This window comes from Myxococcaceae bacterium JPH2 (assembly GCA_016458225.1).
GTDB lineage: Bacteria > Myxococcota > Myxococcia > Myxococcales > Myxococcaceae > Citreicoccus.
The window spans coordinates 14,017-27,204 of sequence record JAEMGR010000023.1 but is presented as its reverse complement, the minus strand read 5'-3'; the positions used below and the strand labels follow the sequence as shown (position 1 = coordinate 27,204).

At 69.2% G+C, this 13,188-nt stretch carries 7 protein-coding genes; 5 read left to right on the top strand and 2 right to left on the bottom strand.

Annotated elements, in window-relative coordinates; genetic code table 11:
• Nucleotides 1-234 precede the first annotated feature (234 nt).
• Genes JGU66_27775 through JGU66_27755 form a run of 5 tightly spaced genes read left to right on the top strand, consistent with a single transcriptional unit; the run spans nt 235 to nt 6,810 of the window.
• Nucleotides 235-474 carry a cupin domain-containing protein gene (locus JGU66_27775; protein ID MBJ6764585.1) on the top strand — a complete coding sequence of 80 codons (240 nt, stop codon included), beginning with the start codon at nt 235-237 and terminating at the stop codon, nt 472-474.
• A 10-nt stretch (nt 475-484) separates the two neighbouring features.
• Complete coding sequence (locus JGU66_27770) at nt 485-1,666, top strand: AAA family ATPase (GenBank protein ID MBJ6764584.1); 1,182 nt, start codon at nt 485-487, stop codon at nt 1,664-1,666.
• 46 nt (nt 1,667-1,712) lie between these two features.
• Nucleotides 1,713-2,159, top strand: a complete 447-nt coding sequence (locus tag JGU66_27765; GenBank protein ID MBJ6764583.1) for a hypothetical protein — start codon at nt 1,713-1,715, stop codon at nt 2,157-2,159.
• Entirely contained in the window at nt 2,156-3,970 is a 1,815-nt protein-coding gene (locus JGU66_27760) for a hypothetical protein (GenBank protein MBJ6764582.1), read from the top strand. The genes JGU66_27765 and JGU66_27760 overlap by 4 nt, the downstream gene beginning before the upstream one ends.
• Nucleotides 3,970-6,810, top strand: coding sequence for a hypothetical protein (locus tag JGU66_27755; protein MBJ6764581.1), 2,841 nt, complete (start codon nt 3,970-3,972; stop codon nt 6,808-6,810). Before JGU66_27760 ends, JGU66_27755 begins: the two co-directional genes overlap by 1 nt.
• A 95-nt stretch (nt 6,811-6,905) precedes the next feature.
• Here the strand turns inward: JGU66_27755 and JGU66_27750 are convergent, their stop codons facing one another.
• Both JGU66_27750 and JGU66_27745 read right to left on the bottom strand, forming a co-directional pair.
• Nucleotides 6,906-11,327 carry a hypothetical protein gene (locus tag JGU66_27750; protein MBJ6764580.1) on the bottom strand — a complete coding sequence of 1,474 codons (4,422 nt, stop codon included), beginning with the start codon at nt 11,325-11,327 and terminating at the stop codon, nt 6,906-6,908.
• Between the two features lie 107 nt (nt 11,328-11,434).
• Nucleotides 11,435-13,102: a hypothetical protein gene (locus tag JGU66_27745; GenBank protein MBJ6764579.1), complete on the bottom strand. Its 1,668-nt coding sequence runs from the start codon at nt 13,100-13,102 to the stop codon at nt 11,435-11,437.
• Between the last annotated feature and the right edge of the window lie 86 nt (nt 13,103-13,188).

Here is a 13,188-nt window from a genome sequence, read left to right as displayed (position 1 = left end):
ACTGCGAGACTCTTCGCGCACCCGACGCCCAAGGGAGCACAGTCGGACTGTCACCCGGCCATCCTCCAGCGGGCTCTCAGTGCGAGAGCCAGGGCTCCGCTTCCGGCGCGGGTGTGGCATGAAGGCCTGGTGAGCACTTCATCCGAGTCGTTCGCCGCCTTCACCCTGGACGCGCTGCTGGCGCAACAGCAACAGGGTGAGAAGCCTTATCTGGAGTTCTTGCGCAGGGCCGCCATGAGCGGGGGCCTGTACGTGCTCGAGGCGGGCGCGGAGGACCGTCAGCGTCCGCACGCGGAGGACGAGGTGTATTACGCCGTCTCGGGGCGCGCGCGGCTCACCGTGGGCGAAGCGGTCCAGGACATCCAGCCGGGCCACTTCGTCTTCGTGCCCAAGCACGTGCCCCATCGCTTCCATGACATCGCCGAGCGGCTGGTGCTCCTGGTTCTCTTCGCCCCGGCCGAGGGCGGCGGCTAGGCTGGCGCGCATGTCGGTCACTTTCGAAGCCGCGGTCGCCTCCCTCCGCGAGGCCCTCACGGATGCGGGGCAGGGGCTCGTCGAGCGCGAGGCCATGGTGGAGCTCGTCGCGCTGTCCGCCGTGGCGGAGGAGCACCTGCTCGTCATTGGCCCACCCGGTACCGCCAAGAGCGAGGCGGTGCGCCGCACGGCGCGGGGACTGGGCGGCTCCTACTTCGAGTACCTCCTGGGACGCTTCACCGAGCCCTCCGAGCTGTTCGGTCCGGTGGACCTGCGCAAGCTGCGCGAGGGCACCGTGGAGACGGAGACCACGGGCATGTTGCCCGAGGCGGAGGTGGCCTTCCTCGACGAGGTGTTCCTGGGCTCCACCGCCATCCTCAACACGCTGCTCGGGCTCCTCAACGAGCGCACGTTCCGGCGGGGACACACGCGGATGCGCTGTCCCTTGCGGGTGTGCGTGGGCGCGGCCAACGCGCTGCCCGAGGAACCGTCGCTGGCGGCCTTCGCGGACCGCTTCCTCGCGCGCATCTTCATCGAGCCCGTGCCCGACGCGCGGCTGGAGGACCTGCTGTCTGGCGGCGCGAGGCTGTGGTCCACCTCGGAGCCGCGCGTGGCGTCGATGGCGTCGCTCGATGTGCTCACCCAGGCCGCGCGCGAGGTGGAGCTGGGGCGCGTGCGGCCACACCTGGCGCACGCGCTGCGCACGCTGCGAGGCGCGGGCATCGCGCTGTCGGACCGGCGCGTGGTGAAGACGCAGCGGTTGATCGCCGCGGCCGCGGTGCTCGCCGGGCGCCGCGAGCCGTCGGCGGCGGACCTGTGGCCGCTCGTCTACGCGGTGCCGACGCAAGAGGCGCAGGCGCTCGCGCGCGAGGTGCTGCGTGAGCAACTCGCGGCCTCGGAGAGCGCCACGCTGTCCGCGGCGGCGTTGGAGGCCAGCGCGGGACCCCAGGTCCGAGCCCAGCGCATCGCCGCGGCGGGACATGTCTTGTTGGCCGCGCGCCCGCTCGACTCCGAGGTCGAGGCGCTCGCGTCCTGGCGACTCAAGCTGGAGGGTGTGGCGCGCGAGATGGATGCGGGCTTCGCGCCGGAGGCCCGTCCCGAGGCGCTGCGAGTCTTGCGCGAGTCGCTGATGGCCGCGCTCCAGACCGCGTCCAAGCAGGAGCGCGCGGGCTCCGAGGCGCGCGTCGCGTGAGCGCGCAGGTGAGGTCCGGCATCGCGTGCGCTCTCTTGATCCGCTCATGACTCCGCAAGCCACGGGTGCAGCGGGCTCGGCCGAGCTTCGCTGGTTGCCCCGTCCCATTCCGCTCAAGCCCATCGCGGTGGCGGGCGTGGGGCCGGTCGCGCTCGCGCTGAAGCGTCGCGTGCTGGAGGCGTCGGATGCCCAGCTCGCGCGATGGAGTGGTGTGGCGGGCGAGGGCGTGCTCGTGCTGCTCGGAGAGGCCGAGACGCTGCCGTGGGTGGATGGCGCGCTCTATCTGGGGCGTGACCCAGTGGCGCCATCACTGCTGCTGCCGTGCGCTGTGCGCCCCGATGCGCCGCTCCCATTGTGGGAGCGCGCGTGGGTGGCGCGGATGCCGAAGGGAAGCACGCCGCTGGCGGTGCTGCCCGAGGGGCAACGGCTGGTGCCCGTGGGGCCCGCGCGGGTCGTGCACCGCGCCACGCTCGAGGCCTGGGGGAACCCGTGAACGCGCTGCCCCCAGCGTTGCGTCCGTGGGCGCGCCAGCTCGCGCTCCTGCCCGAGGATGCCAGCGCCTCCTTGGGGCATTGGCTGATGCGATTGTCCGCGGCGATAGGACCCGTGGGCGCGACGAATGAGGTCGTGCGGGGCGGCGAGCCGGAGGGCTACGACGGCCTGACTCGCCGTGGGCCGTTGGAGCGGCTGCTGACCAGCGAGTGGTTGTGGGCGCTGGAGGCTCCTGACGAGCTGGTGCGGCGCGCGGCCATGGGCGAGCTGGCTTTTCTCCAGCGGTCCTATCAGCAACCCAAGCGCACGCGTCGCTCGGTCGTGCTGCTGGACGTGGGCCCTGATCAACTGGGCCTCCCACGGCTTGCCCAGCTCGCGGTGCTGCTGACGCTGGCCCGTCGCGCTGAAGCGGCGGGGGTGGCCTTTGCCTGGGCCCTGCTCCAGCACTCGCCCCAGGGCGCGTTGTTCGAAGTGGTGACCGAGGAGTCGCTGCGCGCCTGGAGCGAGGCCCGCACGCTCGACACGCCGACGCCCTCGCGGCTCGCGGAGTGGCGCGAAGTCCTGGCGCTCGGTTCCGATGAGCTGTGGCTCGTGGGTGCGTCGCGGCTGGGCCAGTTGCCCGAAGCCCAGGGCGCGTTCCGGGTGGAGATCAGCGAGCCGATAGCCCTGGGCACGCGAGCGCTGCACGTCGATGTGAAGCCCCCGACGCGCTCGGCGCAGCGGCTCGTGCTGGAGCTGCCCGCGCAGGAGGTCTGCGTCCGCCTGCTGCGCTCCCCGTTGCGGGCCCGGGCTCCGAAGCCCGTGACGACCGCTACTCGGCTGCGGGGCTTCGCGTTCTCGGGGAATGGCCGCCGGCTGGTGCTCTTCCGGGAGGACAACGCGGTCCTGTCCCAGATCATCCCGAACTCGGTGAACGCGACGGTGCCCAAGCCGCGTGGCTTGTCACCTCGGCCGGGTGAGACGGTGGTGGCCGCGGGTTGGCGGGGCGATGGGGGGCTCCTCCTGCTGACGTGTGATGAAGCGGGTCAGCCACGGCTGCGCGGTCAGCTTCGCTGCGCGCGGGGGCTGCGGCAGGTCCACTTCGCGCCGGACGTGACGGAGCACACGCCGCTTCGTGCGTCGAGTCCGACTCAGCTCCCAGGCCGGCTGCTGTCGTACTTGGACGCGAAGGGGCAGGAGCAGCTCCTCGTGGTCGAGGTGAGCGGCAAGGTCTTCAGGACCCGCTCTACCGACAAGGATGCAGTCCTCGGCCTGGACCCACTGGGCCTGGGGACGGTGGTCGCGAGCATTCGCGTGGAGCCGAATGATGTCGTGCTGTTGGCCTGGATGGAGAAGGGCGGACCCTCCAATCCAAAGTGGAGCTTGTCGCTCGTGAGGACAGGTCGCGAGGGCTCCATGGAGACCTCGCTGCCTGCCATGGGGAGCCGGGCCTTCTTTGGATGGACGCCCAAGCCGTTCGAGCGTCCCGGTCCGCTGCTCGCGTTCCTTGGTGAGCGCGATACGTGGCAGGTCGGCTTCGAGCACTCGCTGCATTCCATCACCGTGCCGAAAGAGGTGCGCGTGATGGGAGCCTGTCTGGATCCGGCGGAAGGAAAGCCGCGCTTGCTCGTGCTGGAGCCGAACCAGCGGACCTTCTCGTTCATGGGGGTTGGAGGCTCGGTGGAGGTGGTGATGGAGGCGCCGGGTCGCGTGCTCCAGGCGGAAGTGAGCCATGGGGTGGCGGTGCTGGGCTGGCGGACGGAGGACGGGCTGGGAGTGTGGGACTTGAACGCGAGACAGACCTTGCTGCGTCTCTCCCCGGAGCTGCGGTGATGCGTCCGAGTGGGGCAGGGCTTCGCCCTCGTGCGCACCTGCATCGCGGCACCGTGCGCGCGCGGGCGCTCTGGTTCGATCCGCGTCTCCTGGGCGAGGCGGAAGCCCGGCGCCGGGTGCTGTCTGTCTGGGAGCCTGACGCGCTCGTGCTTCACGTCGCGGAGGGCTACCTGGTTCAGTGGGAGACCTCGCGCGCCACGGATTGTGCGCAAGCGCTGGGCTTGCCCCTGACGTGGGAAGAGGGAGCGCTCCTGTCCGTGCCGCTGCTCCCCAAGGAGCGCGCGCGCTTGAGCCTCTCCGCGGAGGCCGTGGTGCTCGTGACCGCGGGCGTCGCGACCGTGCATGCGCTGGCGGGAGCGCGGCTCGTGGACCCCTCTGCGTGGCTGGACGCGTCCGGATGGCAGCGGATGGCCGTGGCGGGCTTGGGCGCACCACCCCCGCCGGTGCCTCATCTGGAAGCACGTCCCGCGCCCACCCGAGAGTCCTTCGGCCCGGGCCTGCCCGTGCTCGCGAAGGAAGCGCAGGAGCTGCTCGCGGGAATGCGCGGGACACCGGCCGCTCGAACAGAGACGCCTGCTCAATCCAACGCAACCCGAGCGGGTTCGCTCGCGCGTCGTGGACTGCGGAGCGCGCTGGCCGAGTGGCTCGGGTCGCTGTTGATGGGGATGCGGAGGGCCCAGCCGAAGCGGGTGCTTCCTCAGGGACCGCGCGGTGCCCGGGACGTGAACGGGGTGATGCGTGTGAGCGCCCGGAAGGGCTCGCATCAGACCGGCGGCGCCACGGATCCGAATCGATCCGGCGAGGGCACGGAGACGCATCCGCCGGGTGACGCTCCGGCCATTCCTCGCATCAGCCTGTTCCAGCGGATGACGGACTGGCTGATTCGCCACACCCCGTTCGGGCCGCTGCTCGGGGAGCGCAAGGCTGCGTATGTGCGCAACCTCCTCGGGATGTTCGAGTCGGGGAAGCTCGACGAGGCCCTGCGCTACGCCATCCCCTTGGGGGGCGAGTCGAAGGAGCGTGTGCCGCTCTCGCTCGGGATGCCCTCGCCTCGGGCCGACCTGCGCATCCAGCCGAAGCCCGATGCGGGCGACGGGCAGGATTTCGGCGGGGGTGCCGCACTCCACGCCGTGCTCAAGCAGCGCTATCGAGAAGCCTTCACGCGCCTCGAGCGCGAGGGTCGCATCGAGGAAGCAGCGTTCGTCCTGACGGAGTTGCTGGGCGCGCATGAAGAAGCCGTGTCCTTCCTGGAGCGGCACGGCCGGCTCAAGCTCGCGGCGGAGGTAGCCGAGGGACACAACCTGGCCCCCGGGCTCGTGGTGCGTCAGTGGTTCCTGGCGAAGGACCTGGCGCGCGCGGTGGCCGTGGCGCGACGGACCGGGACGTTTGGGGACGCGGTGATGCGATTGGGCCGCACCCATCCCGCCGAATCCGAGTCGCTGCGGCTCCTCTGGGCGGACTCTCTCGCCGAGTCGGGAGATTGGGAGCAAGCCATTCGCGTCGCCCGCGTCCTGCCGGGCGCACGCGCCTTGATTGCCCGATGGTTGGAGCTTGGCTCGGACCTGGGGGGCCTGCCCGGCGCGCGGCTGTTGGCCCTCCGCGCGGTCTTCTCGCCCGAGGACTTCGAGCGGACGCGGAATCGCGTGCGCGCGCTGCTGGAGGATGAGGACCCCGAGCGTGCGTGGGAGCGGCTTGCCTTCGCCTCCTCGCTGGAGGACGCGCAACCTGCCTCGGAGATGCGGGATGCGCTCCTCGGGCCCACCGTGCGCGCGCTGCTGCGTGAGCAAGCCCCGGGACCGCAGGGGGCCGCGATCGCCGTGGTGAACAGCCTGCTGGAGGAGCCAGCGCTGGTGGCGATGCGCACCGACCTGCCGCGACTGCGCGAGGGCTCCGCTTCGTCCGCACTCTGGTTCGACGCCGCGACCGTGGCCTCGCGAACGCTGCGGGTGACGGAGCGAGAGCGAGGGCTGTACCCCATTCATGACGTGGCGGTGCTGCCTGGCAATCGGCTCCTCCTCGCGCTGGGCGAGGCGGGCGTGCGTCTGGTGGAGCGCGGGGGGCAACGTCTGGCCCACTTCGACGTGCCGGCCTTTCGCCTCGTGGTCGCGATGAAGGGACATCGGGCGTTGGCGCTGGCTCGGCGAGGGGACTTGATGCGCGTGTCGCGCCTGGACCTGACGCGCCGTCAGGCCAGCACGTGGTGCGATATGCGGATCCACGCTTGGTCCTCGCTCTATGACGGCGACCGATGGTTCGTGTCCGAGGTGGACACGGTGCTGATGTTGGATGTGCTGGCCGAGGCACCGCGTGCCCTGTGGCGCGTCACAGAGGTGGGCGGCCGAGTGCTGGCGCTGGAGGCGGATGCCGAGCGGATGTCATTCATTGCGTCGGGTGAGAGTCCGTCGCGGTGGAGCTACTCCCTGGCGTCGGGCCCCACGCTGCGCGCACGCACCGAGATGACCCTTCCGGATCCACCCCTCTCCATCTCGCTCACCCCGGACGGAGAAGTCAGCATCCAATGCTTGGGCTCCTCGACGCCGGTGTGGGTGGCCCCGGGGCAGGGCCGTTCCTTGAAGACCCCTACGCAGTTCCATCCGAAGCTCACGGCCTTGTGGCTGGGCGCGAACTGGCGTGCGGAGCAGCTGGAGTTCTCCGCGCACGAGACCGAGGTGCGTCTGGCGAACCTGCGCGGGCGCGTGTGCGCGTGGCTGTCTTTCGAGGGAACCGCACGAATCCAGGTGCGCTTGACCGCGGACGCGCTCGTCTGCTTCGACGAGCTGGGGCGCGTGGTCTGGCTGAATCTCCAGACGGGTGCGCTGTCGCGCGTGCCCGTGCGCTGAGCCTCGGATTCAGAAGGCGATGCCCAGGCGCGGTGTTGCACCAGACGGGCACGCATCCTCGCGTGCCCGTCCGGAGTACTTCGTGAGGTGAGGCGTTAGATGGCCGTGCCCGTGGCCTGGAAGACGACCTCGGCCGCGCGCACCGTGCCCAGCGAGGTGTAGCTGGAGGCGTCCATCACCAGCAGCCACTCGCCGAGCAGGCTTCGGTCATAGAACGAGTTGGTGTCCGGCGTGGAGCCGCCGGGCGCCACGCTGCACGTGTCGGCGAAGGCCGCGTTCTGGAAGGGCGTCGCGCAGCTCGGGTCCGCCACGTTGCACGCGGGCGGCGTGGAGACGCACGCGGTGAACGGCACGTAGTGCAGGACCGAGCGCGGGTTGCCATTGGGGAAGCGGTCCACGTCGACCAGCTCGAACTCCGCCACGTAGGTGCCCATCTTGAACGCGTCCACGGTGTCGCGCACCAGGAAGGCATCCACGGAGACGGGAGCGCCCGTGTCCGTCACCAGGTTGACGCGCACGTTGCGCACGCGGTGCCCGTTGCGCGCCGCGAGCGCGGGCGTGGCGGCCAGGTCCGAGGTCGTCACCTGGAAGCGCGTGCCCACCAGGCTGGGATGCGCGGTGGTGAGCGTGCCCAGGTCCTTCAGCCGCGTCGTCTCGTCCACCGTGAGCGCGTGGAAGGAGGTCGCGGGCAGGCGGCGGTAGTACAGCGTCTGGCTCTGCACGGTGTGCGTGGGCAGGTCGTCCAGCGACACCAGCTTCGTCTGCATGTCCGGGTAGGTCAGCAGGTTGAAGTCATACGTCGTGCGGAAGCCCGCCGGGATGGCGCTGTCGCCCGAGGCCGGGTCGAAGGGCAGGTACTGGTACTCGGCCACGCGGATGAGTTCCCAGTAGCGGTAGATGAGTTCATCCAGCGTGCGCGTCGCGGTGGCGTACACCTGCTGGCCCACCAGGAGCTGGTCGAACGCGCGCAGCTCGGTGCCGGTGCCGAAGTCCACGATGCTCTGGAGCGCGTCGCGTGCAGCCACCGCGTTGCGCTGGCGCAGCAGGACGGTGTCTCGCTCCATCATCGCGAGCTTGTACTCGGCCTGGGCCTTGGTGACCTGGGCCTGGAGGTCCAAGAGGTCCAGGGTGATTTCCACCTGCGACTGGCTGAGGATCTCCTTCTTCACCTCATCCGCGATGACGCTGCGCGGGACGCTCTTCTGGTTGCCGCTGATGATGTCCCACAGCTCGGTGCCGCCCGCCTTGAGCTTGTCCTTGAAGGGCTGACTCTTGGCCGCGTCGGCGGCGGCGCCGGAGAGCGCATCCCAGAGACCGGACAGGAACGAGTTGTTGTCGCTGCTCGAGGGACCCGAGCCCGCCACGGGCGTGCTGCTCGACTCGGACTTGAAGCTGTTCTTCACCTCGTTCCAGAGCGCGTCCGCGGCCTTGCCCGCCACGGCCGCGAGGAACTGGCCGCCGTAGGCCGAGGCCACCGAGCCCACCAGGTCCAACAGGAAGTCGCCGAAGCCCTTCGCCTGCGCGTTGTACTTCTCGATGATGCGCGTGTCCGTCGTCTGGATGTCCGCCGTCAGCGAATCAATGGCCGCCTTGCGGTTGGCGATGGCCGTCTGGAGCGCGTTGGCGGACGCGGCCGCCACGGTGACGCGCTGGTCCGCGGTCGCGAGGTCCGCCGCCAGGGCGATGACCTCGTTGTTCAGCTCGCCCTGGTGCTGGGTCATCCAAGCCGTCAGCTGCAGGCCGTTGGACAAGGTCAGCCAGTTGGACACGGAGCTGTCGAGCACGCCGTACAGCGTGTTGAACTGCGTGCGGCGCTGCTCGTAGCGCACGTGCGGGTTGAGCGGCGTGTCCTTGGCCAACCCGAAGAAGTTGCGCTGCGATTGGATGTAGCTGAGCTTCGTCACGTCGTGCCGGAGGACCGGGCACAGCGCGCCGTGCAGGTACACGTCCGGGAAGGGCTTGCCCGTGGGCGGCACGTCACAGTCCAGCTTGGCCTGCGACAGGATGCCGCTCATCTCCATGATGGCCTGCGTGTACTGGAACGAGGCCGGCTGCAGCTCGCCGCGCTTGAAGAGCGCGTTGCCGTGCGCGGCGCTCACCCGCCACGTCTGCGGCGCCAGGAGCGCGCGCAGCATGTCCACGTCTCGACGCGCCACGCGGAGGGCCTTCTGCGTGCCCGGCGTGCTGGTGGCGCCCGCGGTGCCGTTGGTGGCCGAGGGGCCGACGTAGCAATTGCGCGTCTCGTTGTGCGGCTGGCAGAGATAGTCGTCGTAGAACTCGCACGAGCCGGTGGGGGCCTCCTGCACGATGACGCCCACCGTGACGCTCGCGCGGTTGCCACGCTTGCCGTAGCGGCCGATGGCCGGCGCGGGGTTGATGAACTCCGCGGCCAGGTCCGTGTAGTGGCCGTTGTACGGCGCGCTCAGCGACACGTCATGGCCCGTCTGCGCCGTCGAGCGGCACAGCATGTCCCCGTAGAAGGGGTTGTAGGCGCAGTTCTCGTCCGCGCAGTCCACGCGGCCATCGCCGTCGTTGTCCACGCCGTCGCTGCACGCGGCGACGGTGTTCTCCTGGATGCCGCACGCGCTGGTGGCCACCAGCGGGTTGTTGAGGCACTGGTAGTCCGCGCAATCGGGGTAGTGGTCCCCGTCGTTGTCGATGCCGTCCGTGCAGGTGGCGGTCGTGCTCTCCTGGAGGAAGGGGTAGTACTGGGCATCGCACAGCTTTACGTAGGGGTTGTCCGAGCAGCCCGGATCCGCGCAGTCCACGCGGCCGTCGCCGTCGTTATCGATGCCGTCCGTGCAGTTCTGAAGCGTGCGCTCGCTGCCGCACGAGGTGACGCGCGGGTTCACCTGGCACTCGCGGTCCGCGCAATCCACGTCGCCGTCCAGGTCGTTGTCCAGGCCGTCCGTGCAGGCCGCCTCGGTGGACTCCTCCATGCCGTTGGTGAAGGCGATGGCCGGTCCGTAGTTGCACGTGGCGGTGCCGGAGCAGCCGGGGTCCTCGCAGTCCGGCAAGCCATCGTTGTCATTGTCGAGCCCGTCGGCGCACTTCTCCTCGCCGCCCTCGCCCGTGGTGCCGCAGTTGGTCGCGGAGGCCTTGCAGCTATTGTCCATGCAGTCCGTGTAGCCATCGCCGTCATCGTCGATGCCGTTGGAGCAGGCCTGCTCGGAGAACTCGCCGTTGGAGACATGGCTCACCTGGCAGATGGAGCGCACGCCACACTGCGGATCCGCGCAGTCCACCTTCCCGTCGCCGTCGTTGTCCACGCCGTCACTGCACGCCTCGGCGGAGACCTCCTTCTGGAGCTGCGACCAGGAGGCATCCGGGCACACCGTGACGTGCGGGTTCTTGCTGCAGCCGTAGTCATCGCAGTCCGTGTAGCCGTTGTGGTCGTTGTCGATGCCATCCGAGCACTGGGCGTTGTCCGCCTCGGTCAGCATGTCGCAGAGCGCGATGGAGGGATTCCACCGGCACTTCAGGCTCTGGCAGTGGAGGTTCGAGTCGGTGAAGCACTGCTCGGGCGTGACGTACGCGGACTTCTGGGGCTCGCGCACCAGACCGCGCCCGACGATGCCGGTGTACCGGACGAGGACGTCGCCCGAGCGCCCCGCCGCGCCGCCGTTGCCGCCGCCCTGCGGAGACTTGACCATCGTGCCCAGCTTGCAGGTCACCGAGGGATTGGGCCCGGGGCTGCCGGTGACCGTGGTCGTGATGCCGGTGGCCTGACCATCCTTGCCATCCTTGCCGTCCTCGCCCTTCTCACCCGTGGCGTTGACGCGCACGCCGCGCAGCACGTTGGCGTAGAGGACGAACTGGCCCGCGTTGCGGCCATTTCGCCCGGAGGGAGCGACAGGGCCCTCGGGTGCCTCCGGGACAGCGGGGCGAGGCCCCGGAGTGGTGCGCAGCGGAAAGTCGTGCGAGTCGAACTCGCCCGTCGCGATGATGAGGCTCGTGCCGCCCGTCTCCACGGCGCCAGCCAGCTCCACGCGGGGCGCGACGATGACGATGGCGGCGTAGTCCTGCAGCTCCGTGGTGGGCTCGTAGAGCTTCGCGCAGGCGTGCGTGCTGCTGCATGCGCCGCCGCCCACGGTGTCCCAGGTGATGACGGGGGACTGCGTGGCGAACACGCCATCCGCGTTGGGCAGCAGGGCCTGGTTGCCCTTGAGGAAGACCGGGTAGTCCCGGGCATAGGCAGAAACCAGGCGCACCTTGTCCGTGGGCTGGTGCTTGGTGGTGAGGATCCCGCGCAGGTCATCGAAGCGGGGAGAGGGCAGCACGCGCAGCAGGTCCTGCACCGTCATGTCCAACGTGGAGGGCGCCAGGGGCAGGCCGCGCAGCTCGTCGAAGTTCATGGGTGACGAGAAGGCCAATGGCTGCGCCGTGGCCATCACGGTGTCGTCGGGAGTCTCTTCGGGTGCGGGCGCGCCCATGTCGCCACAGGCCGCAGCGGCCAGTGCGCACACCAGTGCACACAACCTCCCCAGCCCGGGCCGGGGATTCCAGTTCAAACGCATGCTCGTCCACTCCTTGGTTCCGGGGGGAACGCGGAGCAGGCGTTTTCTTCCCTCTTTTTCGACGGAGAAGGGTCGGGCGGCCTCAGGCGCCCGACTCTCTCGTGGACCTACTCTTCGTACATCAGGCACTCCTCACACCAGCTATCGGAGGTCTTGCGCGGAGGCCAATCGGCGACGGGCTCCCCCTCCTGGCGGGCAAGGTGGTGCCTGAAATGTTTGTCGACGTGTTGGGTGAAGTAGCCACCCAGCCGAGCTTCCAGCAGGAGGGAGAGGTCTTCGGCCGTTCCGCGCCGGGACAGCGCTTCGAGCGCGGGATGACTCAAGAGGCTCCGCTTCTCCCTGGGGTTGGCGTCTTGCTCCGAAACCTCCTTGAGCAGGAGGTTCGCGAACAGGGGGCCGCTGACCTCCGCATCCAACTTGGCGAGCCATTCGAGGGCAGTGCGTCGACCGCTCTGGTCGGAGTCATCGACGGCCATCCGCCTGAGTGGTTCCAACCATTCCCGCTGGCCTTGCTGAACAAGCCCCGCGAGCGCGAGGACGCGGACGTGCGGACTCTCGGCGTGCGACAGGGATTGGAGTCGGTCCACCCATCCCGGTCCGCTTTCGCCCAGTGAAAGCAATCCGGAGAGCGCCAGAGACTGCTCCCGCTCTTCGGTTTCCCGGAGCGCCGCCAGGAGCACGGGACGATCTTCGGGTACCGGGGTATGGGACAAGGGTCGATCCAGAATCCGTTGGAGGAGTTCCGTGTTCTCTGGGTAGTGCGACGCGACGAGCGCCCAACGTGCGGCCACGGCCGGATCTCTTGTTCGGAGCTGCTGGTACAGATGGAATCGCACCGCCTGCGCCAGGTTGAAATCACAGAGGCGCCGGTACAACACGCGGTGCCGGGCAACCTCCCATTCTCCCAGCAACTCCACAGCCTGAGAGAAGAACCTGGGAGGTGCCACCATGGAATGCGGCACGATGCTCGCGACGTGCGCCGCCTGGATGACACGGTCCAGCCGACGCAGCAATTCCTCGTCTCCCCAATGGGCTCGCAGCGCGGCGAGGGGGAGCAGGAGCCGCCTGGCGGCAAAACGATGGAGAGCACGGGAGGCATTCGCGAGTCGCGCCACCTCTTCGCGACTCGGGCCGGACCGGCGCCCCAGGAGTTCCTCCCACTGCTCGTCGCTCAGCCCCTCACTCCATTCACAGAGCAAGTGCCACGCCTCGGGGCGCTCCCGATGGGCGAGCGCGATGTTGACGTTGCGCATCGCTCCTTCGGGGATGTCCGAATCCGGCGCCACCAGCAGGTGACGATCGGTCTGGTACCACTGTTCGAACAGCCACGCCTCCAGCTCAGGAGGCTGCGGGACATGCCCTGAAAGGCTGAGGATGCTGCTCCTCTTTCTGGGAGACAGTTGGAGCAGTTCCTCCTTCAGGGCGTCATCGAGGGATTCGAGCCTCGCGATGTCGAACATCATGCGCAGGCCCGAGATGACAGACATCCCATAGGCTGGGTCTCCGCTGAGCTGCACGAACTCGCGACCGGAGAGCGTGAGTCCGTACTTCGTCGCCACACGCAGCGCGTTGACGCGGATGCGATAGTGCTCGAGCGGGTCGAAGGCCAGCTCCCGTAGAAAGGGGATCTGTTCGTTGCTCCCGAAGATGTCGAGCAACGAGAGGGCGCGAAACCTCAGGTCGACGGACTCTCGGGGCTCTGACTTCAGGAGTGCAACCAATTGCGCGGCGATGCTCTCGCGCGAGGACCACACCAGACGGGCCTGCAGGGGCAATCTAGACGCCGAGTTGGGACCGGCTGGCGAGACCGACCGCGAACACGCGGGATGTGCCCCACCAAGGTAGTGCAGGCAGTCACCCT

Excerpts from the sequence above, each read along its gene's own strand:
- JGU66_27775 (MBJ6764585.1), top strand. The coding sequence starts at position 235 with ATGAGCGGGGGCCTGTACGTGCTCGAGGCGGGCGCGGAGGACCGTCAG.
- JGU66_27750 (MBJ6764580.1), bottom strand. The coding sequence starts at position 11,327 with ATGCGTTTGAACTGGAATCCCCGGCCCGGGCTGGGGAGGTTGTGTGCA.
- JGU66_27765 (MBJ6764583.1), top strand. The coding sequence starts at position 1,713 with ATGACTCCGCAAGCCACGGGTGCAGCGGGCTCGGCCGAGCTTCGCTGG.
- JGU66_27755 (MBJ6764581.1), top strand. The coding sequence starts at position 3,970 with ATGCGTCCGAGTGGGGCAGGGCTTCGCCCTCGTGCGCACCTGCATCGC.
- JGU66_27770 (MBJ6764584.1), top strand. The coding sequence starts at position 485 with ATGTCGGTCACTTTCGAAGCCGCGGTCGCCTCCCTCCGCGAGGCCCTC.